Consider the following 22,262-nt stretch of genomic DNA (forward strand, 5'->3'; position numbering starts at 1 on the left):
ACAGGCAAAGCTGCCGCTCAGGTCAACACGCGATCCCGGATGGACGGACGCGAGAGGGCCTGGACGGCGGCTTTTTGTTTTTGGACCCGAACACGCAATCGACAGCGCCGATCGCAAGCGGCGCCCAACCGGAGACGACGATGACGAAACGGATCGCAACTGCCACAACGCTCAAGGGTTTCACCCGCCGCGATTTTCTGGCCAGCAGCGCCCTGACGGCGGGGCTGTTCGTCGCCGCGCGCACGCTGTTTCCCGTCGGCGCCCAGGCCGAAGGCAATGGTCCCGAAGTGACCGGCGCCAAGCTCGGCTTCATCGCGCTGACCGACGCTGCACCGCTGATGATCGCCAAGGAGAAGGGTCTGTTCGCCAAATACGGGATGCCCGATGTCGAGGTAATCAAGCAGGCTTCCTGGGGCGCGACGCGTGACAACCTCGTGCTCGGCGGCGAAGCCAACGGTATCGACGGCGCCCACATCCTGACGCCGATGCCTTACCTGATGCATACCGGCAAGGTGACGCAGAACAACCAGCCCTTGCCAATGGCGATCGTGGCGCGGCTGAACTACGACTGCCAGGGCATTTCGGTCGCTCAGGAATATGCCGCCACCGGCGTCGGTCTCGATGCCTCCAAGCTGAAGGAGGTCTTTGCCGCCAAGAAGGCCGCGGGCAACGAGGTCAAGGCCGCCATGACCTTCCCGGGCGGCACGCATGATCTGTGGCTGCGCTACTGGCTGGCCGCCGGCGGCATCGATCCAGACAAGGACGTCTCGACCATCGTCGTGCCGCCGCCGCAGATGGTCGCCAACATGAAGGTCGGCAACATGGACGTGTTCTGCGTCGGCGAGCCGTGGAACGAGCAGCTCGTCCACCAGGGCATCGGCTTCACGGCCGCCACCACCGGCGAGCTGTGGAAGGGCCATCCGGAAAAGGCGCTCGGCCTGCGTGCCGAATTCATCGAGAAGTATCCGAGAGCCGCCAAGGCGATCGTGATGGCCGTCATGGAAGCCCAACAATGGTGCGAGGCCATGGAGAACAAGGAGGAAATGGCCGCCATCATCGGCAAGCGGCAGTGGATGAACGTGCCCGTCGCCGACATCGTCGGCCGCCTCAAGGGCGACATCAATTACGGCAACGGCCGCGTCGCCAACGGCTCCGACCTCTACATGAAGTTCTGGAAGGGCGGCGTCTCCTATCCGTTCAAGAGCCACGACGCATGGTTCCTCACCGAGAACATCCGCTGGGGCAAGCTCGCGCCGACCACCGACGTCAAGGCGCTGGTCGACCAGGTCAATCGCGAGGATCTGTGGCGGGAGGCAGCCAAGGAGCTCGGCGTCGCCGCAGGCGACATCCCGGCCTCGTCCTCGCGCGGCGTCGAAACCTTCTTCGACGGCAAAACCTTCGATCCGGCCAACCCGTCGGCCTATCTCGACAGCCTGAAGATCAAGGCTTCGGCTTAGGCGCAAACGGCGCCAAGGACGCCGTTTGTCGCTCGCAACGCAAACGACGCCCCCCCAAGCGCAGCGGCACTTGTGCCGTTGTCGCTCAGAACCGACCACGAAGGTTTTCGAAGATATGTCCACCCAGACCATTGAAGGCACCAAGGTGAAGGCGTTTCCGGCCAAGCCCGCTGAAGTCATCGCCTTCACCGCCAAGGCGAGACGCCGTATCGATGTGCTCGCCATCGCCGGCAAACTGGCGACGGCGCTCACCCCGCCGGTCGTTGTCATCGCCATCCTGCTTATCGTCTGGCAGGTTGCATGCTCGTCGCCGACCGCCAGCCTGCCGCCGCCGAGCCAGGTGTGGAACGAGGCCTATGACCTGATTGCGCATCCCTTCTTCGACAACGGCCCGCAGGACATCGGCCTTGCCTGGCGGGTGCTGATCTCGCTGCAGCGCGTCGCCATCGGCTTCGGCATGGCGGCGGTGGTCGGCGTGGCGTTGGGCGCGCTGGTCGGGCAGTCGGTCTGGGCGATGCGCGGCCTCGATCCGGTCTTCCAGATCCTGCGCACCGTGCCGCCGCTGGCCTGGCTGCCGCTGTCGCTGGCGGCGTTCCGCGATTCGAACCCATCGGCGCTGTTCGTGATCTTCATCACCTCGATCTGGCCGGTGATCATCAACACCGCCGTTGGCGTGCGCAATATCCCCGAGGACTACCGCAACGTCGCCCGCATCCTCCGGCTCAACCAGCTCGAATTCTTCATCAAGATCATGGTGCCGGCTGCCGCGCCCTACATCTTCACCGGCCTCAGAATCGGCATCGGGCTCTCCTGGCTGGCCATCGTCGCCGCCGAGATGCTGACCGGCGGCGTCGGCATCGGTTTCTTCATCTGGGACGCTTGGAACTCGTCCAGACTGCCCGACATCATCGTCGCGCTCGCCTATATCGGCGTCACCGGCTTCTGCCTCGACCGCCTGGTCGCGGCGGTCGGCGCCTTCGTCACCCGCGGCACAACGGCAAAGTGAGGAGTGCAAGATGACGGCCTATCTCAAGCTCGACCATATCGACAAATCCTTCGCCCGCGGCGGCAAGGTCAGCGAAGTGCTGAAGGACGTCAAGCTGACCATCGACAAGGGCGAATTCGTCTCCATCATCGGCCATTCCGGCTGCGGCAAGTCGACCTTGCTCAACCTGATCGCCGGCCTGACCAAGGTTTGCTCGGGCGCCGTGCTGCTCGAGGACAAGGAAGTCGACAGCCCCGGACCCGAACGCGCCGTGGTGTTCCAGAACCACTCGCTGCTGCCGTGGCTCACCGTCTACGAGAACGTCAATCTTGCGGTGTCGAAAGTCTTCGGCCGCAGCAAGGGCAAGGCCGAGCGGCATGACTGGATCATCCGCAACCTCGACCTCGTGCAGATGGCGCATGCCAGGGACAAGCGCCCGGCCGAGATTTCCGGCGGCATGAAGCAGCGCGTCGGCATCGCGCGCGCGCTCGCCATGCAGCCGAAGATCCTGCTGCTCGACGAGCCGTTCGGCGCGCTCGACGCGTTGACACGAGCGCATCTGCAGGACGCGGTGATGGACATTCATTCGCGGCTGGGGTCGACGATGATCATGATCACCCACGACGTCGACGAGGCGGTGCTGCTCTCCAACCGCATCGTCATGATGACCAACGGCCCGGCGGCGACAATCGGCGAAGTGCTTACGGTGCCGTTGGCGCGCCCGCGCCGGCGCATCGAGCTGGCGTCGGACCGCACGTTCCTGCGCTGCCGCGAGGCGGTGTTGAAATTCCTCTACGAACGCCACCAGTTCGTCGAAGCCGCGGAGTAGTGTCATGACCCGGGAAACTCGTCATCATCGGCAACGGCATGGCCGTTGCCGGCCAAAAACGCGCCTGATCATTTGCGCGCCATTCTTGTGCATTGCACAAAATTTATGCGCGCTGCCTATGGTCATTGATTAACGTTTGATCGCGACCCCACTCGGCCGGGTCAGCACTCGATGTGCCTATCGCGCTGATTTTCCTTGAAATTCACCTTCTACGCAAAACTGGCACGCTTCGTGCTTTGAAATAGGCGAGCCCTTCGTGGGCAATAGAACAGGCGTCCAATGACGGGCGCCACAGGCAAAGCTGCCGCTCAGGTCAACACGCGATCCCGGATGTACGGACGCGAGACGCCTGAACGGCGGCTTTTTTGTTTTTGGACCCGAACGCAATCGACGGCGCCGATCCCAGGCGGCGCCACCCGGAGACGACGATGACGAAACGGATCGGACCTTCGCTCAAGGACTTCACCCGCCGCGACTTCCTGGCAAGCAGCGCGCTGACGGCAGCGCTGTTCATCGCTGCACTCCTGTTGTTTCCCATCAGTCACGAAACAGAGGGCAACGGTCCGCAAGTGACCGCGCAAGCCCCGGCCTCGTCGCGCTGACCGATGCCGTGCCTCTGATCAACCCAACACGCGGTGCCTCCCACGCCGCAAACCGGAGCTGACCATGACCTCAAACCTCCCAGCCGAGCCCAGCCAGGACAATGCTCCCCGGCAGGCGCTCGTCATGTCCACCATCGCCTTCACCGTCTGCTTCGCGGTGTGGACGATCTTTTCCATCATCGGCGTTCGCATAAAGCAGGAGCTTGGGCTGAACGAGACCGAGTTCGGCCTGCTCGTCGGCACACCGATCCTCACCGGCTCGCTCGTGCGCATGGTGCTCGGCGTCTGGACCGACCGCTATGGCGGCCGGCTGGTCTACACCGTGACCATGCTCGCCGCGGCGGTCGCGACCTTCCTGCTCGCCTTCGCGCACACCTATGAGCAGATGCTGGTCGCGGCCCTCGGCGTCGGGCTTGCCGGCGGTTCCTTCGCGGTCGGCGTCGCCTATGTTTCGCGCTTCTTCCCCGCCGGCAAACAAGGCACCGCGCTCGGCATCTTCGGCGTCGGCAATGTCGGCGCCGCGGTCACCAAGTTCCTGGCGCCGTTCGTGCTGCTTTCCTGGGGCTGGCAGTCGGTCGCGCTGATCTGGGCGGCGGCATTGGTCATCATGGCAGTCGTCTTCTGGTTCACGACCGGCGACGACCCGGTCATCCGCGAGCGCCGCGCCGGCAAGGCCGCACCCGTGAGAAGCTTCTGGCAGGAATTCGCGCCGCTGAAGAACCTGCAGGTCTGGCGCTTCGCCTTCTACTATTTCTTCTCCTTCGGGGCGTTCGTGGCGCTGTCGCTCTGGCTGCCGCGCTACCTGATCGGCGTCTACGGCTTCGGCATCGCCACCGCCGGCATGATCGGCGCCGCCTATTCGATTCCCGCGAGCGTCTTCCGCGCCTATGGCGGCGTGCTTTCCGACCGCGTCGGCGCCCGTACAGTGCTCTACTCGACCTTCAGCGTCTGTGCCGTCGCGACCCTCGTTCTGTCTCTCCCCTCGGCAGACTACGTCGTGCGCGGCATCAGCGGGCCGATCCCGTTCCATTTCGAGATCGGCCCGATCGCCTTCATCGGCGTCGCCTTCGTGCTCGGCTTCTTCATGAGCCTCGGCAAGGCCGCCGTCTACAAGCACATCCCCGTCTATTATCCGCAGAGCGTCGGCGCGGTCGGCGGCGTGGTCGGCATGATCGGCGGCCTCGGCGGCTTCATCCTGCCCATCGCTTTCGGCGCGCTGAACGACCTCACCGGCGTATGGTCGAGCTGCTTCATGCTGCTGTTCCTGATCGTCGTCTCCGGCCTGGTCTGGATGCATCTCGCCATCCGCCGGATGGAGCGCGCGGCCGGAGTCAAGACCTCAGCCCTCTCCTACGCCGCCGAATAGATCGGAGCAGACCGGATATGAGCGAAAAACTTGTCATCATCGGCAACGGCATGGCGCCGGGCAGGATGCTCGAGCACCTGCTGGAAGCGGCGCCCGACCGCTACGCCGTCACCATCTTCAACGCCGAGCCGCGCGTGAACTACGACCGCATCATGCTGTCGCCAGTGCTTTCCGGCGAGAAGGCGTTCGAGGAAATCGTCATCCACGGCGACGGCTGGTACATCAAGCACGGCATCACCCTCTACAAGGGCCACAGGATCGTCGCCATCGATCGGGAGGCAAAGACCGTCACCTCCGACCACGGCGTGACCGAGAGCTACGATCAACTCGTCATCGCCACCGGCTCGGTGCCTTTCATCATTCCGGTGCCCGGCAAGGATCTGCCCGGTGTGCTCACCTATCGCGATCTCGACGACGTCAACGCCATGCTGCTTGCCGCCCAGTCGCGCGCCAAGGCCATCGTCATCGGCGGTGGCCTGCTCGGCCTCGAGGCCGCCGCCGGCTTGAAGGAACGCGGCATGGACGTCACCGTGCTCCATGTCATGCCGACGCTGATGGAGCGTCAGCTCGATCCGGCCGCCGGCTACCTGCTGCAGAAGGCCGTCGAGGCGCGCGGCATCAAGGTCATGACCAAGGCCAACACCAAGACCATTTTCGGCAACGGCAAGGTCGAGGGCGTCGAGCTCATGGACGGCACGATCATCCCGGCAACGCTGGTGGTGATGGCGGTCGGCATCCGGCCAAGCAGCGCCCTGGCAAAGGAGGCCGGGCTGGAGGTCAATCGCGGCATCGTCGTCGACGACCGCATGCGAACCTCCGATCCGGCGATCATGGCGCTCGGCGAATGCGCCGAGGTCGGCGGCCATGTCTACGGGCTGGTCGCCCCTCTCTATGAGATGGCGCGGGTCGCGGCAGCCGGGCTCGCGGACGGCGAGGACAAGCGCTTCGTCCACTCCGACACGCCGACCAAGCTCAAGGTCACCGGCATCGACCTCTACTCGCTGGGCGACTTCGCCGACGGCGACGATCGCGAGGAGATCATCCTGCGCGATGCATCCGCCGGCATCTACAAGCGCGTCGTGCTGCAGGACAACCGCATCATCGGCACTGTTCTGTTCGGCGAGACGGCCGACGGCGCCTGGTTCAACGACCTGAAGAAGAAGGCGACCGATATCTCGGAGATGCGCGACACGCTGATCTTCGGCCAGGCGTTCCAGGGAGGCGCTTCCTCGGACCCTTTGGCGGCCGTTGCGGCACTGGCGGATGATGCGGAAATCTGCGGCTGCAACGGCGTCTGCAAGGGCAAGATCACCGGCGCGATCACGGCTAAGGGGCTGACCGGCCTTGACGACGTGCGCGCTCACACCAAGGCCTCGGCCTCGTGCGGCTCGTGTACGGGTCTCGTCGAGCAGCTGCTGAAACTCACGCTGGGCGACGCCTACAATCCGGCGGCGGTGCAGCCCATGTGCGGCTGCACCAGCCTCGGCCATGACGATGTGCGACGCCTGATCAAGGCGAAGGGCCTGAAGACTATCCCCGCCGTCATGCAGGAACTCGAATGGAAGACCTCCTGCGGCTGCGCCAAGTGCCGGCCGGCGCTCAACTACTATCTCGTCTGCGACTGGCCGGACCAATATGCCGACGACTACCAGTCGCGCTTCATCAACGAACGCGTGCACGCCAACATCCAGAAGAACGGCACCTATTCGGTGGTGCCGCGCATGTGGGGCGGGGTCACCAGCGCCAATGAATTGCGTGCCATCGCCGATGTGGTCGACAAATTCCGCATCCCGACGGTGAAGGTCACCGGCGGCCAGCGCATCGACATGCTGGGCATCCGCAAGGAGGACCTGCCGGCGGTGTGGGCCGATCTCGGCAAGGCCGGCTTCGTCTCCGGCCATGCCTATGCCAAGGGCCTGCGCACGGTGAAGACCTGCGTCGGCTCGGACTGGTGCCGTTTCGGCACCCAGGATTCGACCGGGCTGGGCATCCGCATCGAGAAGTTCATGTGGGGCTCCTGGACGCCGGCCAAGGTGAAGATGGCGGTGTCGGGATGCCCACGCAACTGTGCGGAAGCGACCTGCAAGGATGTCGGCGTGGTCTGCGTCGACAGCGGCTACGAGATCCATTTCGCGGGTGCTGCCGGCCTCGACATCAAGGGCACCGAAGTGCTCGGCCTGGTGAAGACCGAGGACGAGGCGCTGGAGGTGATCGTCGCGCTCGTCCAGATGTATCGCGAGCAGGCCCGCTACCTGGAGCGTATCTACAAATGGGCCAAGCGGATCGGCACCGCCGAGATCAAGCGGCAGATCCTGGACGATGCCGAGCGCCGCCGGAGCCTCTTCGACCGCTTCGTCTTTTCCCAGAAATTCGCGCAGGTCGATCCCTGGTCCGAGCGCGTCTCCGGCAAGGACAAGCACGAGTTCCGGCCGATGGCGTCGGTGGGTTTTGCCGAGGCGGCGGAGTGATGGAGATGCATCTCACTTTGGCGCCCAGTCGTACCGACCCCCTCTGGCCTGCCGGCCATCTCCCCCTCAAGGGGGGAGATTCGCGGTTTCGGCCTTGCCGCTCGTCCTGCAACCTTGGCGATTGGCGAAAGCGTAGCCGCGCGGGAATCTCCCCCCTCGAGGGGGAGATGGCCGTCAGGCTAGAGGGGGTCGGTACGACCGGGCTCGATTCACAACAAAAGGGTGTCGCCACATGAATTGGATCGCCATCGGCTCCATCACCGACATTCCGCTGCGCGGCGCGCGTTGTGTTGCGACTCCGCAAGGCAAGATCGCTGTCTTCCGCACCGCCGACGACCAGGTCTTCGCCATTGACGACCACTGCCCGCACAAGGGCGGCCCGCTCAGCCAGGGCATCGTCCATGGCGCGGCGGTGACCTGCCCGCTCCACAACTGGGTGATCTCGCTGGAGACCGGCAAGGCGCTGGGCGCGGATGAAGGCTCGGTCCGGACGATACCGGTCAAGGTCGAGGGCGAAAGGCTCTTCATCGCGCTTGAAGCATCTGCGGCGAAAGCGGCCTGAGGCATGGAAGAAGCACGCGAGGTGAGGACCACCTGCCCCTATTGCGGGGTAGGCTGCGGCGTGCTGGCCGAGATCGCCGCGGACGGCAAGACAACCGTCCGCGGCGATCCCGAGCATCCGGCCAATTTCGGCCGGCTCTGCTCGAAGGGGTCTGCCCTCGGCGAGACGCTTGGCCTTGAGGGCCGCCTGCTCCAGCCGGAAATCCAAGGCAGGCAGGCGAGTTGGGATGAAGCGCTCGATCTTGTCGCCGCGAAATTCTCGCAGGTGATTGCCGAGCATGGGCCGGACTCTGTCGCCTTCTACGTCTCTGGCCAGTTACTCACCGAGGACTATTATGTCGCCAACAAGCTGATGAAGGGCTTCATCGGCTCGGCCAACATCGACACCAATTCGCGGCTCTGCATGGCTTCGTCCGTCGCCGGCCATCGCCGCGCCTTCGGCGAGGACATCGTTCCCGGCGTCTACGAGGATTTCGAGCACGCCGATCTGATCGTGCTCACCGGCTCCAACACCGCATGGTGCCATCCCGTACTCCACCAGCGCATGCTTGCGACGCGGAGCGAACGTGGAACCAGGATCGTGGTCATTGATCCTCGCCGCACCGCGACCGCCGACGAGTGCGATCTGCATCTGGCGCTCGATCCCGGCACCGATGTGCTGTTGTTCAATGGGCTGCTCGCGCATCTGGTGCAAACCGGAAAGATCGATGCCGATTTCATCCGCGACAGCACGACCGGCTTCGACGCCGCAGCTGCGCTGGCCAGCGCCGATGCGCCGTCGATCGCACGCGTTGCGAAAGGCTGCGGGCTGGCGGCCGCCGATGTCCAGGCCTTCTACGACCTCTTCGCCGGCACCGAGCGGACCGTCACCGTCTATAGCCAGGGTGTCAACCAGTCCGCGCACGGCACCGACAAGGTCAACGCCATCATCAACTGCCACCTCGTCACCGGGCGCATCGGCAAGCCCGGCATGGGACCGTTCTCGGTCACCGGACAGCCAAACGCCATGGGCGGCCGCGAGGTCGGCGGTCTGGCCAACCAGCTTGCCGCGCATATGGACTTTGCAAATGAGGCCAACATCGACCGGGTCTCCCGCTTCTGGAAGGCGCCCAACATCGCGCGCCGCGGCGGCCTGAAGGCGGTAGACATGTTCCAGGCGGTCGCCGACGGCCGCATCAAGGCGCTGTGGGTCATGGGCACCAATCCCGCCGTCAGCATGCCGGATGCTTCGCGTGTGCGCGCCGCTATGTCCAAATGCGATTTCGTCGCCGTCTCGGATGTGACCCGCACCGACACCACGCGCTATGCCGACGTGCTGCTGCCGGCCGCCGCCTGGGGCGAGAAGGACGGCACGGTCACCAATTCGGAGCGGCGCGTCTCGCGTCAGCGGCCATTCCTGCCGCCGCCGGGCGAAGCGATGGCCGACTGGCGCATCATCTGCGAGGTCGCCGCGCGCATGGGCTTCGGCGATGCCTTCGCCTTCCAGACGCCGGCAGAAATCTTTCGCGAGCATGCCGCGCTTTCCGCCTTCGAGAACGATGGCGAGCGCCTCTTCGATCTCGGCGGCCTCGCCGATCTCAGTGACACGGACTACGCCGCCTTCCCTCCGCGCCATTGGCCTGCGCCTGAGCGGCGCGAGCGGCAGACAAGACTGTTTGCCGATGGTCGCTTCCCGACGCCCGACAGCCGCGCGCGTTTCGTGCCGGTGCGGCAAGAGGCGACGGCTTTCGCGGTCGATGCCGACTATCCGCTTGCCCTGAATACCGGCCGGTTGCGCGACCAGTGGCACACCATGACGCGCACCGGAAACGTGCCGCGCCTGATGGCGAACGCGCCAGAGCCCGCCGTCGACCTCAATCCGGCGGATGCGGCCGCGCACCATCTCAAGGACGGCGACCTGGCGCATCTTTCGACACGCTTCGGCTTCGTCCGCGCCAGAGTGCGCGTGGCCGACGCGCAGCGGCGCGGCCAGGCCTTCATGCCCATGCATTGGAGCGGCCAGTTCGCAGCCAAGGCCGCGGCCGGCCTGCTGTCCTCGCCGGTCACCGATCCGCATTCCGGCCAGCCGGAGCTCAAGCATGTCCCGGCGAGAATCGTGCGGGAAGACACCGGCTGGGCCGGCGTGCTGATCACACGACGCGATCTCAGGCCGACAGGTTTCGTCCATTGGAGCCGACATGCGGTCGAGGGTGGCTGGGTCTACGAACTCACCGGAACCGAGCCGCCGGACCAGGGCATTCTCCTGGCGCGCAAGCTGCTCGGCGTCCAGCGGCAGGATCAGCTCCTGGAATACACCGACCGCCGCGGACTCGCCTATCGGGCAGCGGCCATCGACGAAAGCGGCGCCATGGCCGAGGCCCTGCTGGTCGCCGCTCCCGACCAACTGCCGACGCAGGACTGGCTGGTGTCGCTTCTTGCCACCCGCCAACCGCTGTCGGCCGCCGACCGCCATGCGCTCCTGTCCGGACGCTCGCCAGTGCCCATGCCAGCGATCGGGCGGGTCGTGTGCTCGTGCTTCCATATCGGCGCCAACCAGCTCGCTTTGGCGGTCGCTTCGGGATGCGACAGTCTGGAAGCGATCGGCGCGACGCTGCGCGCCGGCACCAACTGCGGCTCATGCCGCTCCGAGATAAGGGCAATCATCGACGCCCGCCAGGTTCAGGCCGCCGAGTGAGCGGCCGCGGAATCGACGCCGCCCAAATAGGCGCCGATGACCGCATCGTTGCTCGCAAGATCGCTGCCTGAGCCCTCCAGCACGATGCGCCCGGCCTTCAGGACATAGCCGTAGTCGGCGAACTTCAGGGCGACCTTGCTGTTCTGCTCCACCAGCAGGATCGTCACGCCCTCGCGATTGAGGCGCTGCACGATATTCATGACCTCCTTGATCAATTGCGGCGCCAGCCCCATTGAAGGTTCATCGAGCAACAGCACTTTCGGGGCCGCCATGAGGGCCCTGCCGATCGCCAGCATCTGCTGCTCTCCGCCGGACAGGTTCCTTGCGTCGCCATTCTGCCTGCGCGCCAGGATCGGGAACAGCTCGAACACATGATCAAGCCGCCGGCGGCGCTTGACATCGTCGGCCAGCGTGAATGAACCCAGGTCGAGATTCTCCCTGATCGTCATGTCGCCGAAAATGCGCCGGCCCTCGGGAACATGAACGAGACCGCGGTGCGGCAGGCGATGGGCCGGGACCCTGGTTATGTCCTCGCCCAGGAAGCGGACACTCCCGGAGGAGGCCGCGACGAGACCGGACAGCGTGCGCAACGTCGTGCTCTTGCCGGCGCCGTTCGCGCCGAGCAGCGCCACGATCTGACCGCGCCTGACCGAAAGGCTGACGCCATGGAGCGCTTCGATGCCGCCATAGCGGGTGACGATCCGGTCGGCCGAAAGGACAATATCGGTGTCCATCAATCCTCCGTGCCGAGATAGGCTTCGATGACTTTTGGATCGGCGCGTACGGCCTCCGGCGGCCCATCGGCGATCTTCTGGCCGTAGTCGAACACCACGATCCTTTCCGACACCTGCATGACCAGGCCCATATCGTGCTCGATCAGCAGCACGGTGACGCCGGTCTCGTCGCGAATGCGGCGGATCAGATGCACCAGATCGAGCTTCTCACGCTCGTTCAGGCCGGCGGCGGGCTCATCCAGCAGGATGAGCTCCGGCGTCGAGGCCAGGGCTCTTGCAAGCTCGAGCCGTCGCTGGTCGCCGTAGGAGAGCCCGCCGGCAAGACGATGCGCGTGCTCCGCGATGCCTACGAAATCGAGCCAGCGCATTCCCGCCACGCGTATTCGCTCTTCCTCGCGCCGCTGCGACGGCAAATGCAGGATTGCCGAGACAAGGCCGTGACGGCTGCGGCAATGCTGGCCGGACATGGCATTCTCCAGCACCGACATTTCCTTGAACAGCCGGATGTTCTGGAATGTGCGGGCAAGGCCGAGCGCGGTGATGCGATGCGGCGGCAAGCCGGTGATCGGCCGGCCGCCCAGCCTGATCGAGCCGCCCTTCGGCTTGTAGAAGCCGGTGAGGCAGTTGAAGAGCGACGTCTTGCCGGCGCCATTGGGCCCGATGAGGCTGTTGATGGCGCCCTTCTCCACCGAGAAGGAAATGTCCTGGAGTACTTTCAACCCCCCGAAACTGAGACGCAGGTGGCGGACTTCGAGCAAGGCCATGGTCACACCCGCTTGTCCGGCCACAGGCCGTTCGGCCTGAACAGCATGATCGCCAGCAGCGCGACAGCCGTGACCAGCGGACGATAGGTGCCCGCGCCGCGCAGCACCTCCGGCAAAAGGGCCACGAGGACGGCGCCCAGCACGACGCCGGGAATGCGCCCCATGCCACCGAGGACGACGCCGAGCAGGATCAGCAGCGACTGGTTGAAGGTGAAGCTTTCAGGCGAGATGGCAGTCATCTTCGCGGCATAGAGGCACCCCGCCACCGAAGCGATCACCGCCCCCATCATATAGGCCTGCAGCTTTGCCGAGACGCGATTGATGCCGATACCGGCGGCGGCGTCCTCGTCATAGCGGACATAGAACCAGGCCCGCCCCATACGCGAGCGCTCGACGCTCAGGCAGACGAAGACGGTGAGCAGCGCGAGCGCCAGGAACGCGTAGTAGAAATGCTGCACCTGCATCAGCCGAAAACCGAAGATCTCCGGCCGCTCGATGCCGACGAGACCGCTGGCGCCGCCTGTGATATCGAGGTTGCGGGCGATGATGCGCACGATCTCGCCGAAGCCCAGCGTCACGATCGCCAGATAGTCGCTGCGCAGCCTCAAGGTCGGCGCGCCGATGATAATGCCGGCGACGCATGCCGCCGCCATGGCGACCGGAATGGTGAGCCAGAAGTTGAACCCGAATTCCGCGGTCAGAATGCCGGTCGTGTAGGCGCCGACCGCGAAGAAGGCGGCATAGCCGAGATCAAGCAGGCCGGCGTAGCCGACCACGATGTTGAGGCCGAGACAAAGCACGACGTAGAGCAGCGCCGTGGTCGCCACCTCCGTCACATAGGCATTGGCGAATTGCGGCAGAACCAGCGCGCAAGCGAGCGCGGCGAGACCCGGCAGCAGAAGAGACCAACGCAGCAATGGCGGCTGCGCGGCGGCGGGCAAGATCCTCACTCCGTCGCTCATCACACCCGCTCCACGACCGAGCGTCCGAGGATGCCGGTGGGCTTGAAGACCAGAAACAGGATCAGCGCGCCGAACACGAAGACGTCGCGCCATTCCGATCCGACGAAGGGCAAGGACGACCCGTAGGCCTCGAGCAGGCCGAGCAGCAGGCCGCCGAGCATGGCGCCGGGCACGCTGCCGATGCCGCCGATGACGGCCGCGGTGAAGGCCTTGAGCCCCATGATGAAGCCCATGAAGAAATGCACGCTGCCATAATAGGCGCCGGCCATGACGCCGCCGCCGGCCGCGAGCGTCGACCCCATGAAGAAGGTTAGCGCGATCACCTGGTCGACATCGATGCCCATCAGGCGGCTCGCCCCCATGTCGATCGAGACGGCGCGCATCGCCTTGCCGTACATGGTGCGCGAGACAAAGGCCTGCATGCCGGCCATCAGCAGGATCGAGGCGGCGACGAGCACGATTTGCGTGTAGGTGATGTGAACCGCCGAAACGTCGACGCCAGCAAAACCAAGGTCGGTGTTGAACGCGAAATGCCGCCCGCCGGTGAGCGCGAGCGCGGCGCCGTTCAGCACCATCGAGGCGCCGAGCGCCGTGATCAGGATCGAGAGGCGCGGCGCGGCGCGCATCGGCCGATAGGCGAAGCGCTCGATAACGACGCCGAGCAGGCCGACGGCCAGCATAGAGACCAGCAAAGCGCAGACGACGCCCAGCCAGCCATTGCCGACCCATATGCCGACGAAGGAAAACACGATGAGGCCGACGAAGGCGCCGCTCATATAGATATCGCCATGGGCGAAATTCAGCAGCTTGATGACGCCGAAGACCATGCTGTAGCCGAGCGCGATCAAGGCATAGAACGAGCCGACGATGAGGCCGTTCACCAGTTGCTGAATGACAAGGTCGAGCGTCATTGATGCTCCGGTTGCAGGTATTGAAAAAGTCGTGCCTGGGCAGCATCGATGCGCGCCAGACAACAGGCCCAGACAGCAGACAACGACGCCGCGGCTGGCGCGGAGCCGCCGCGGCGTCAGCCTGTTTCGCCGTTACTCGGCGGCGACCCATTTGCCGCCCTTGGCAACCACCGGGCGGAAGTTCGACGTCTGCAGCGTGTTCTTGTCGGTGAACTTGATCTCGCCGGCCAGGCCCTTGAAATCGCTGGCCTTGAGCGCTGTCACGATGGCCTTTTGATCCGTCGACTTGGCCCGCGCGATGGCATCGACGATCAGATCGCCGACATCATGCGAGAGAGCCGCATAGGCGCCGGCGTCGCGGCCATAGGCTTCCTTGTACTTGGCCTTGAAGTCGGCCGCGCCGGAGAGTAGGTCGACGGTCGGCGGGGACAGGAGATAGACGCCCTCGCCGGCCGAACCGGCGATCTCCAGATATTCCGGCGAATTGTTGCCGTCGCCGAGCACGATGCCGCCCTGGAACCCGGCCTGGCGGAGCTGCTTGGTAAGCAGCGCGCCGCCGGCATGGTAGGCGGTCCAGAAGACCGCGTCCGCGCCGCTTGATTTCACCTTGGTGACGACCGCCGAATAGTCCTGCTCGCCGGCGGTGGTGGTTTCCCTGGCGGCGATCTCGCCGCCCGCGTTCTTGAAGGCTTCGGCGGTCAGTTTCGCGAGGTCAGACGAATAGGCGTCGCCTTCGTCTATGACGGCGATTTTCTTGTAGCCGTTCTTCTTGAAGAGCTCGACGGCCGTCGTCGCCTGCATGTCGCCGGTCGAGTTGGCAAGGAAGGCGTTGCCCTGATTGGCGGCGACCAGCTTGGTCGAATTCGCCCCGATGATGACGAAGGGAACGCCGGCGTCGCCATAGATCTTCAACGTCGGAAGGACCGCGCCCGAGCAGTAGCCGCCGACGATCGCCGTCACCCCTTCCGAGACGAGCTTGCTGCCGGCGGTGACGGCCTGCTGCGGATCGCAGGCGTCATCCGCGGTGGTCGTGGTGATCTTGTCGCCATTGACGCCGCCCTTCGCATTGGCGGCATCGATCGCCATCTTCACCGCGTTCTCCATGTCCTGTCCTTCGCTGGCCAACTGGCCGGTCATCGGCGCGACGATGCCGATCTTGATGTCGGCAGCAGCCGCCGTCGTGGTCATGGCCAGCCCGGCAAGGGCGGTGGCGCAGGCAAGCCTCTTGAAGGAAACAACCATCATTCTCTCCATTTTCCCCTGTTGGCGCATCCGGGTCACTCCCCGGAATGCATTCTGCTTAGTTGCCGCCAGACCGCCCGAGAGCGGTCTGGGCTGGTTACGCTCCCCTTGGACGCGGAGTGCTTGAAAGCGATCGCTCAGCAGGACCGACCATGCAGATCAATGGCTGCCGGCCGAGGCCTGGGCATAGGCTCCCCGGTAACGGTTCTCCCTGATGCTTTGCATGATGTTGGCCTCGCGGGCTTCCTGCGCCTTGACGGCGGCCAGCAAGGCCGCGGCCCCGTCGAGCGGAAACGCCACCACGCCGTCCTCGTCGCCGACGACGATGTCGCCGGGACCGACGACCATGCCGCCCACCGAGACCGGAACGTTGATGGCTCCGGGACCGTCCTTGTAGGGGCCGAGATGGATGGCCGACCGCGCGAAACAGGGAAATGCGTTACGGCCGATGGCGCCAACATCGCGGATGGCGCCGTCGATGACAATGCCCGTGGCGCCGCGCGAGGCCGCAACGCTCGTCATGATCTCGCCGACCAGCGCCCGCCCCTCGTAGCCGCCCCCGTCGACGACAATGACGTCGCCGGGCTGCACCAGGTCGAGCGCGCGATGGATGAACTGATTGTCGCCGGGGCGCGTCCTGACCGTCAGCGCCCTCCCCGCCATGACGCCACTCACCTTGTGGAACGGCCGCAGCCCGACCGCGCCGGGCACGCGGCCAAGGTTGTCGCTGATCAGCGGCGTGGCAAAGGCGCGGAACGCGTCGATCAGTTCGCTTTCGCGAGCCCCACCTGCCATCTTCCGTCCTCCAGCGGCTCGATTTGTGAATATATTATCCAATCATCATTCGATTGGAAAAGTCAACCGGCTTGCGGCAGGCCTGCCGGAAAAAGCAAAAACCTTGAGAATTAGGCGATATGCCGTCCCGCCGGGCCGCTTCGCAGCTCCTTGTCCGGGCTTGCAATGGATCGGAAAGTCGCGATAAGTTGGATAACATATCCATAAATAGCGCGATCGTGAAAAGGATTCCTCGTGAAGCATGCAGGCAAAGTCGTGATCATAACCGGGGCGGCGCAAGGCCTGGGCCTTGCCTGCGCCGAGCGCTTTCATGCGGACGGAGCCAATGTCGTGCTTGTGGATGTGAAAGCCGATCGTGGCCGCGAGCTTGCCGAGCGTTTTGGCGAGCGCGCCGTCTGGCTCACAGCGGACCTCTCCGAATGCACGGCGGACATGGCTGCCGGCATCATTGCCGAGGCCACGGAGGCTTTCGGCGGCGTCGACGTCCTGATCAACAATGCCGGCGTCATTCATCTCGACGATTTCGTCGACTTCCCCGAAGAGGCCTTCGACTGGGTCCAGCGCGTCAATCTCAAGGCGCCCTTCCTTCTCGGCCAGGCGGCGGCGCGGGCCATGATCGCTCAGGGGCGCGGTGGCTCGATCATCAACATGTCGTCGATCAACGCCATCCTGGCCATTCCCAACTCCGTCGCCTACGCAGTGTCCAAGGGCGGCATCAAGCAGCTGACCGCGGTGATGGCGGTCGGGCTCATCCCGCACAATATCCGCGTCAACGCCATCGGCCCCGGCACCATCCTGACCGACATGGTCAAGAGCTCGGTGATGGCCAGCGAGGCGCAGCGCCAGACCATCCTGTCGCGCACGCCGAGCGGACGCTGCGGCGAACCGTCGGAGATCGCCAGCGTCGCCTCCTTCCTCGCCAGCGACGACGCCTCCTACATCGTCGGCCAGACCATTTATCCCGACGGCGGCCGCCTGATCCTGAATTATACGGTGCCGGTAAAGGACTGACGTCCATGGCCGTCGCTCGAGCGCCGCGCATCAGCCTTGCGGGATCAGGCGCGCTGCTTCTCGATGGCGCGCAGGCAAGCTTCGACGAAGCCACCCAGGAACTGATCTGGGCTGTGGCCAACGCGGCACGGACCCTCGAAGGCGTGCGCGAGACTGTCCCCGGCATGAACAACCTGCTGGTGCTGTTCGACCCGCTCGCCACGGACGCGCTGAGCATCGGCGAGCAGCTGAAATCGCTCTGGGCCGACACCGACGCCCAGGCGGTTGCCGGCACGCTGCATAAAATCCCCGTCTGCTATGGCGGCTCGCGCGGCGAGGATCTCGCCGGCTGGGCCACGCATTGCGGTTTGTCCCAGGAGGAAATCGTCAGCCGCCACGCAGCCGCCACCTACACCGTCGCCGCGATCGGCGCCATGCCGGGCTTTCCCTATCTCTCGGGTCTCGATCCGCAACTCGCCTGGCCCCGGCGCGGCAGCCCTCGCCTGAAAGTGGCCGAAGGCGCCGTCATCATCGGCGGCGCGCAGGCAGGCATCATGCCGATGACCGCGCCATCCGGATGGCACATCATCGGCCACACGGATGCCAGGCTCTTCGACGTCGAGGCGCAATCGCCGGTGCTGCTGAGGCCCGGAGACAAGATTCGGTTCCAGATCGTTGGGATCGAGAGATGATCGAAATCCTCACCACCGGCCTTCCGAACACGGTCCAGGACCTCGGCCGGCCCGGCTATCTGGCGCTGGGGATCAGCCATGGCGGCGCCATGGACGGCCAAGCGCTGGCGATCGCCAACCTGATGCTGGGCAACGCTGCATCGGCCGCGGGAATCGAGGTCGCGCTTTATCCTTTTCGGTTGAAAGCACATGTCGACATTTCTCTCGCCATCACCGGCGCCGACTGCCCGATCAGCATCGGCGGCCGGCGCTGTCCATCCTGGTGGGCAACCACCGTCCATGCCGGCGAGACGCTTCTCCTCGAAGCGCCGCGGGCGGGCGCGCGGTCCTATGTCGCCGTCGCCGGCGGGCTCGACCTGCCGCCCGTCTTGGGTTCGCGCGCGACGGATGTGAAGGGCGGTTTCGGCGGGCTCGCCGGGCGCGGCCTTTCCCGCGGCGACCGGCTCCGGCTCAACGCCGCGGAGTGCCCTCTGCCCGCGGGCGGCCTTGGCGCGGCACTGGAAGAGCGGCAGGCCACGAGCAACGGCGCCGCCTCCCCGATCGAGCTCAGGGTGCTCCCGGCCGCCGAGTTCCATGCCTTCACACCGGAGGCGCATGCGGCCTTCACCGGCAGCGACTGGAGTATCACCAGCGACGCCAACCGCATGGGCTATCGCCTGTCCGGAGAAACGCTCTCGCTCGTCTCGCCCTTGGAATTGCTCTCGCATGGCATCGTGCCGGGTACGGTTCAGGTGCCGCCGTCCGGCCAGCCGATCATCCAGCTTGCCGATGCCAACACCTGCGGCGGCTACCCGAAGATCGCGACCGTGATCGACGCGGATCTATGGCGGCTGGCGCAGGCGCCGGTCGGCGCACGCCTGCTTTTTGTGCCGGTCTCGATCGAAACGGCGACCGAAGCGCTGCAGGTGGCCCGACAACAGCTTGACGCGTTTGCCGCCACGCGGAACATCAGGGCTGGCCGCCTCCGAACAGGGTGACGGCCGGCGCGGCCACGGAGCCGCAACGATACCCACGTCCGGCTTGGAGCAATTCCAGGAAAAGTGTGAGACGGTTTTCCGTCCGGAATTGCGTCCCAACAAAGAGGTAGAGCGGTTCGGCGTTTCCGTGAAACGGTGAACAGCTCTACGTTCAACTCATATCGGCGAGCGAACATGTCCACGGATATCCGCCCCTTCACGATCCAGATTCCCCAGGCCGAAATCGACGACCTGAAGCGGCGCATCTCGACTTGGCGCGAGCCGGACCAATTGCCGGGCATAGGCTGGGCCCAGGGAACGGAGCAGGAGGAGCTGAGACGATTTGTGCAGCGCTGGCGCACGGGCTTCGACTGGCGCGAGCAGGAGGCCGCCTGGAACGCCCTTCCGCACTATCAGACGGACATCGGCGGCCAGACCATCCACTTCATCCATGTCCGCGCCGCTGTTCCGACCGCCAGGACGGTCATACTCACCCATGGCTGGCCGGGCAGTTTTTGCGAATTCATCAAGCTAATTCCGCTGCTCGCCGATCCGGTTCCCCATGGCGGGGAACAAGAGGACGCCTTCAACGTCGTCATCCCGTCGATCCCTGGATACGGCTTCTCGAGCCGACCGAGCACGCCCGGTCTCAACCTGTTTGCCGTCGCCGACCTCTGGTCCGAATTGATGAGCCGCCTCGGCTACGAGCGCTACCTGGCTCAGGGCGGTGATCTGGGCGCCAGCGTGGCGACAATTCTGGCGCACGCCCATCCAGATCATCTCGCCGGGGTGCATCTGAATTTCATCCCCGGCTCATACTCGCCCCCACATGACGCAGGCCCCGCTGGCGACCTCACGGCGGAAGAACGCGCCTTCCTTGCGAGGAAAGCCATGTGGGCGGACCTTCATGGCGCCTACGGCCATGTTCAGGGAACACGCCCCCAGACGCTTGCCTACGGGCTGACCGATTCGCCGGTCGGACTGGCGGCGTGGATGATCGAGAAATTCCGCGACTGGAGCGATTGCGACGGCGACCTGGACAATGCCGCGTTCTCGCGCGACGACATCCTCGCCAACATATCGCTTTATTGGTTCACTCGAACGGTCGCCTCGTCCATGCGTCTCTATTGGGAAACGCGCGCTCGGCCGCTGGCATTCCCACCTGGCGCGAAGATCGACGTTCCGCTTGCGGTGGCGCTTTTCCCGAAGGAGCTGCCGATGCCCCCGAGGAGCTGGGTCGAGCGGGTTTTTCGCGACGTTCGCCGGTGGACAACGATGCCACGCGGTGGGCATTTTGCAGCCTTCGAGCAACCCGGCCTGCTCGCGCAGGATCTGAGAGCCTTCGCGAGCGAGCTGAAATTTTCTTGACGCTGCGGAGACTCGCCCCCGCAGCCAGATCGCGAAGGCCGCAAATGAGCGACACCATTATCCTCACCATCGATGCCCTCCATCAGCGCGTCGAGGCGATTTTCAGCAAAGCGGGGCTGAACTCCGTCCAGGCCGCCGCCATCACGCGGGTGGTCGTCGCGGGGGAACGCGATGCCTGCAAGTCGCACGGGATCTATCGTATCGAAGGCGCATTGCGGACCATCAAGGCCGGAAAAGCCGACCCAAAGGCGGTGCCCGAATTGCTGCCGCAGGATGCTCCGGCGATCGTCAAAGTGGATGCGAAAGGCGGCTTCGCCAATCCGGCCTTCGAATTGGGCCTGCCCGTGCTGGTCGAGCGGGCGCGCTCGAGCGGCATAGCGGCGCTGGCGATCAACAATGCCGTCCATTTTTCGGCCCTTTGGGTCGAGGTCGAGGCGTTGGCCCGCGCCGGCCTTGCCGGCCTGGCCATGTGCCCGAGCTACGCGACGGTGGCGCCGACCGGAGGCTCCAGACCGCTGCTCGGCACCAATCCCTTCGCCTTTGGCTGGCCGCGCCAGGACCAACCGCCCTATGTCTTCGACTTCGCGACCTCGGTCGCGGCGCGGGGCGAAATCGAGCTCCATCGCCGTGCCGGCAAACAATTGCCGGAAGGCTGGGCCATAGATTCGCACGGCAAGCCGACGACCGATCCCGAAGCGGCGCTTGCCGGCGCCATGCTTTCCTTCGGCGGGCACAAGGGCTCCGCCATCGGCACCATGATCGAGCTGCTCGCAGGCGCCATGCTCGGCGATCTGACGAGCCGCGAGGCCCTCGATCAGCTCGGCACCACCACGCTGTATCCGAAGCACGGAGAGCTGATCATCGCCCTGCCGCCGGAAGCCTTCGCGGCGGGCCGCCCTAGAAGTCCGTTCTCTCGTGCCGAAACGTTGTTCGAGGCGATCATCGGCCAGGGGGCACGCCTGCCCTCGCAGAGGCGGTTCCTCGCCCGCGCCCAATCGGAGCGGGACGGCATCAGCCTCTCGCGCCAGGAGATGGAGCAGCTCGATCGTTTCCTCGAACAGGGGCTCGACGCCGTCTGAGCTGCCCCATTCCCGCCATCGCTCAATCTCTGAAGGCGTTCAGACCATCGCGGCGAACGCCTTCACGCTGACGCCGCTCTCTTCCAGCCGCGCCCGCACGCGGGCGGCAATGGCGACTGCCGCCGGCGTGTCGCTATGGACGCAGATCGAGTCGATCGGCGTCTTCAGCAATTGTCCAGAGATCGTCTCAATGGCCCCTTGCCTGACCATGCGGACGACCCGCTCCGCCGCCTGCTCCGCGTCATGGATGACAGCGCCCGCCAGCGTGCGCGGGACCAAGAGCCCCTCTTCCGTATAGGCGCGATCGGCGAAGATCTCGGACTTGACCGTCAGGCCCGCATCGCGCGCGATCCTGTCCTGGGAACCAAGCGCGATCACCAGGCAGATCAGGCCGGGATCGACGGCCTTGACCGCGCGCGTCACGGCTTCGGCGACAGCGCGATCGGTCTGGGTCAGGTTGCCCAATGCGCCATGCGCCTTCACATAGCGGATCGGATGCCCCGCATAGGCGGAAAGCGCCTGCGCCGCGCCGATCTGGTATGCGACCGACCTTTCGATCTCGTCCGCCGAATGCGGAATGGTGCGGCGTCCGAACCCCCAGAGATCAGCGAAGCTCGGATGCGCGCCGACGGCGACGCCTTTCGCCCGCGCCATCGAGAAGGTGGCCGCCATGATCTCCGGGTCGCCGGCGTGAAAGCCGCAGGCGACATTGGCCGAGCTCACGATATCGAGGATCGCCGCGTCGTCGCCGAGCCTGTAGGCGCCAAAACCTTCGCCCATGTCCGAATTGATATCGATTTCCAGTCCCCGGTCCGCCATGGCGTCTT

The 22,262-nt window shown here is 65.2% G+C and carries 20 protein-coding genes; 13 read left to right on the forward strand and 7 right to left on the reverse strand.

The features are described from left to right. Window positions 1–140 precede the first annotated feature (140 nt). From AC4FWB_RS07950 to AC4FWB_RS07985, 8 genes are all read left to right on the forward strand, one after another. Window positions 141–1,457: a CmpA/NrtA family ABC transporter substrate-binding protein gene (locus AC4FWB_RS07950; protein ID WP_491025400.1), complete on the forward strand. Its 1,317-nt coding sequence runs from the start codon at window positions 141–143 to the stop codon at window positions 1,455–1,457. 115 nt (window positions 1,458–1,572) lie between these two features. After that, window positions 1,573–2,463 (forward strand): nitrate ABC transporter permease, encoded by an 891-nt coding sequence (ntrB, locus tag AC4FWB_RS07955; RefSeq protein ID WP_491025402.1) that lies wholly within the window; start codon window positions 1,573–1,575, stop codon window positions 2,461–2,463. 10 nt (window positions 2,464–2,473) lie between these two features. Further along, a complete protein-coding gene (locus AC4FWB_RS07960) occupies window positions 2,474–3,271 on the forward strand; it encodes an ABC transporter ATP-binding protein (RefSeq protein WP_491025403.1) in 798 nt (265 codons plus the stop codon). Window positions 3,272–3,699: 428 nt separating this feature from the next. Next, window positions 3,700–3,873 carry a twin-arginine translocation signal domain-containing protein gene (locus AC4FWB_RS07965; RefSeq protein ID WP_491025404.1) on the forward strand — a complete coding sequence of 58 codons (174 nt, stop codon included), beginning with the start codon at window positions 3,700–3,702 and terminating at the stop codon, window positions 3,871–3,873. A 64-nt stretch (window positions 3,874–3,937) separates the two neighbouring features. Continuing rightward, the gene (locus AC4FWB_RS07970) at window positions 3,938–5,239 is read left to right on the forward strand and encodes an MFS transporter (protein WP_491025405.1); all 1,302 of its coding nucleotides are present in this window, start codon (window positions 3,938–3,940) and stop codon (window positions 5,237–5,239) included. Window positions 5,240–5,256: 17 nt separating this feature from the next. Then, the gene (gene nirB / locus AC4FWB_RS07975; protein WP_491025406.1) at window positions 5,257–7,707 is read left to right on the forward strand and encodes a nitrite reductase large subunit NirB; all 2,451 of its coding nucleotides are present in this window, start codon (window positions 5,257–5,259) and stop codon (window positions 7,705–7,707) included. 232 nt (window positions 7,708–7,939) lie between these two features. Next, the gene (gene nirD / locus AC4FWB_RS07980; RefSeq protein WP_491025407.1) at window positions 7,940–8,269 is read left to right on the forward strand and encodes a nitrite reductase small subunit NirD; all 330 of its coding nucleotides are present in this window, start codon (window positions 7,940–7,942) and stop codon (window positions 8,267–8,269) included. 3 nt (window positions 8,270–8,272) lie between these two features. Beyond that, on the forward strand, window positions 8,273–10,942 hold the full coding sequence (locus AC4FWB_RS07985; protein WP_491025408.1) for a nitrate reductase: 2,670 nt from the start codon (window positions 8,273–8,275) through the stop codon (window positions 10,940–10,942). Here the strand turns inward: AC4FWB_RS07985 and AC4FWB_RS07990 are convergent. The 6 genes from AC4FWB_RS07990 to AC4FWB_RS08015 form a co-directional block, all read right to left on the reverse strand. Continuing rightward, window positions 10,927–11,676 (reverse strand): ABC transporter ATP-binding protein, encoded by a 750-nt coding sequence (locus AC4FWB_RS07990; protein WP_491025409.1) that lies wholly within the window; start codon window positions 11,674–11,676, stop codon window positions 10,927–10,929. The genes AC4FWB_RS07985 and AC4FWB_RS07990 overlap by 16 nt on opposite strands. Then, on the reverse strand, window positions 11,676–12,440 hold the full coding sequence (locus AC4FWB_RS07995; protein ID WP_491025410.1) for an ABC transporter ATP-binding protein: 765 nt from the start codon (window positions 12,438–12,440) through the stop codon (window positions 11,676–11,678). The genes AC4FWB_RS07990 and AC4FWB_RS07995 overlap by 1 nt, the downstream gene beginning before the upstream one ends. A gap of 2 nt (window positions 12,441–12,442) precedes the next feature. Further along, window positions 12,443–13,402, reverse strand: a complete 960-nt coding sequence (locus AC4FWB_RS08000; RefSeq protein WP_491025411.1) for a branched-chain amino acid ABC transporter permease — start codon at window positions 13,400–13,402, stop codon at window positions 12,443–12,445. Further along, window positions 13,402–14,313, reverse strand: coding sequence for a branched-chain amino acid ABC transporter permease (locus AC4FWB_RS08005; protein WP_491025412.1), 912 nt, complete (start codon window positions 14,311–14,313; stop codon window positions 13,402–13,404). The genes AC4FWB_RS08000 and AC4FWB_RS08005 overlap by 1 nt, the downstream gene beginning before the upstream one ends. A gap of 132 nt (window positions 14,314–14,445) precedes the next feature. After that, window positions 14,446–15,558, reverse strand: coding sequence for a branched-chain amino acid ABC transporter substrate-binding protein (locus tag AC4FWB_RS08010; protein WP_491025413.1), 1,113 nt, complete (start codon window positions 15,556–15,558; stop codon window positions 14,446–14,448). A gap of 156 nt (window positions 15,559–15,714) precedes the next feature. Beyond that, the gene (locus tag AC4FWB_RS08015; protein WP_491025414.1) at window positions 15,715–16,350 is read right to left on the reverse strand and encodes an RraA family protein; all 636 of its coding nucleotides are present in this window, start codon (window positions 16,348–16,350) and stop codon (window positions 15,715–15,717) included. Window positions 16,351–16,584: 234 nt separating this feature from the next. On the opposite strand from AC4FWB_RS08015, the gene AC4FWB_RS08020 reads away from it, so the two are divergent. The 5 genes from AC4FWB_RS08020 (at window position 16,585) to AC4FWB_RS08040 (ending at window position 21,435) form a co-directional block, all read left to right on the forward strand. Then, window positions 16,585–17,361 (forward strand): SDR family NAD(P)-dependent oxidoreductase, encoded by a 777-nt coding sequence (locus tag AC4FWB_RS08020; protein WP_491025415.1) that lies wholly within the window; start codon window positions 16,585–16,587, stop codon window positions 17,359–17,361. Window positions 17,362–17,366: 5 nt separating this feature from the next. Further along, complete coding sequence (gene pxpB / locus AC4FWB_RS08025; RefSeq protein ID WP_491025416.1) at window positions 17,367–18,032, forward strand: 5-oxoprolinase subunit PxpB; 666 nt, start codon at window positions 17,367–17,369, stop codon at window positions 18,030–18,032. Beyond that, on the forward strand, window positions 18,029–19,009 hold the full coding sequence (locus AC4FWB_RS08030; RefSeq protein ID WP_491025418.1) for a 5-oxoprolinase subunit C family protein: 981 nt from the start codon (window positions 18,029–18,031) through the stop codon (window positions 19,007–19,009). Before pxpB ends, AC4FWB_RS08030 begins: the two co-directional genes overlap by 4 nt. 174 nt (window positions 19,010–19,183) lie before the next feature. Beyond that, window positions 19,184–20,356 (forward strand): epoxide hydrolase family protein, encoded by a 1,173-nt coding sequence (locus AC4FWB_RS08035; RefSeq protein WP_491025419.1) that lies wholly within the window; start codon window positions 19,184–19,186, stop codon window positions 20,354–20,356. Between the two features lie 44 nt (window positions 20,357–20,400). Continuing rightward, the gene (locus tag AC4FWB_RS08040; RefSeq protein WP_491025421.1) at window positions 20,401–21,435 is read left to right on the forward strand and encodes an Ldh family oxidoreductase; all 1,035 of its coding nucleotides are present in this window, start codon (window positions 20,401–20,403) and stop codon (window positions 21,433–21,435) included. 39 nt (window positions 21,436–21,474) lie between these two features. Here the strand turns inward: AC4FWB_RS08040 and AC4FWB_RS08045 are convergent, their stop codons facing one another. Further along, on the reverse strand, window positions 21,475–22,254 hold the full coding sequence (locus AC4FWB_RS08045) for a LamB/YcsF family protein (protein WP_491025422.1): 780 nt from the start codon (window positions 22,252–22,254) through the stop codon (window positions 21,475–21,477). Between the last annotated feature and the right edge of the window lie 8 nt (window positions 22,255–22,262).

It is taken from the genome of Mesorhizobium sp. LEGMi-168a, from assembly GCF_058312955.1.

Excerpts from the sequence above, each read along its gene's own strand:
- AC4FWB_RS07990 (WP_491025409.1), bottom strand. The coding sequence starts at position 11,676 with ATGGACACCGATATTGTCCTTTCGGCCGACCGGATCGTCACCCGCTAT.
- AC4FWB_RS08030 (WP_491025418.1), top strand. The coding sequence starts at position 18,029 with ATGATCGAAATCCTCACCACCGGCCTTCCGAACACGGTCCAGGACCTC.
- AC4FWB_RS08000 (WP_491025411.1), bottom strand. The coding sequence starts at position 13,402 with ATGAGCGACGGAGTGAGGATCTTGCCCGCCGCCGCGCAGCCGCCATTG.
- pxpB (WP_491025416.1), top strand. The coding sequence starts at position 17,367 with ATGGCCGTCGCTCGAGCGCCGCGCATCAGCCTTGCGGGATCAGGCGCG.
- ntrB (WP_491025402.1), top strand. The coding sequence starts at position 1,573 with ATGTCCACCCAGACCATTGAAGGCACCAAGGTGAAGGCGTTTCCGGCC.
- nirD (WP_491025407.1), top strand. The coding sequence starts at position 7,940 with ATGAATTGGATCGCCATCGGCTCCATCACCGACATTCCGCTGCGCGGC.
- AC4FWB_RS08045 (WP_491025422.1), bottom strand. The coding sequence starts at position 22,254 with ATGGCGGACCGGGGACTGGAAATCGATATCAATTCGGACATGGGCGAA.
- AC4FWB_RS08015 (WP_491025414.1), bottom strand. The coding sequence starts at position 16,350 with ATGGCAGGTGGGGCTCGCGAAAGCGAACTGATCGACGCGTTCCGCGCC.
- AC4FWB_RS07960 (WP_491025403.1), top strand. The coding sequence starts at position 2,474 with ATGACGGCCTATCTCAAGCTCGACCATATCGACAAATCCTTCGCCCGC.
- AC4FWB_RS07965 (WP_491025404.1), top strand. The coding sequence starts at position 3,700 with ATGACGAAACGGATCGGACCTTCGCTCAAGGACTTCACCCGCCGCGAC.
- nirB (WP_491025406.1), top strand. The coding sequence starts at position 5,257 with ATGAGCGAAAAACTTGTCATCATCGGCAACGGCATGGCGCCGGGCAGG.
- AC4FWB_RS07950 (WP_491025400.1), top strand. The coding sequence starts at position 141 with ATGACGAAACGGATCGCAACTGCCACAACGCTCAAGGGTTTCACCCGC.
- AC4FWB_RS08010 (WP_491025413.1), bottom strand. The coding sequence starts at position 15,558 with ATGATGGTTGTTTCCTTCAAGAGGCTTGCCTGCGCCACCGCCCTTGCC.
- AC4FWB_RS07970 (WP_491025405.1), top strand. The coding sequence starts at position 3,938 with ATGACCTCAAACCTCCCAGCCGAGCCCAGCCAGGACAATGCTCCCCGG.
- AC4FWB_RS07985 (WP_491025408.1), top strand. The coding sequence starts at position 8,273 with ATGGAAGAAGCACGCGAGGTGAGGACCACCTGCCCCTATTGCGGGGTA.
- AC4FWB_RS07995 (WP_491025410.1), bottom strand. The coding sequence starts at position 12,440 with ATGGCCTTGCTCGAAGTCCGCCACCTGCGTCTCAGTTTCGGGGGGTTG.
- AC4FWB_RS08035 (WP_491025419.1), top strand. The coding sequence starts at position 19,184 with ATGTCCACGGATATCCGCCCCTTCACGATCCAGATTCCCCAGGCCGAA.
- AC4FWB_RS08005 (WP_491025412.1), bottom strand. The coding sequence starts at position 14,313 with ATGACGCTCGACCTTGTCATTCAGCAACTGGTGAACGGCCTCATCGTC.
- AC4FWB_RS08040 (WP_491025421.1), top strand. The coding sequence starts at position 20,401 with ATGAGCGACACCATTATCCTCACCATCGATGCCCTCCATCAGCGCGTC.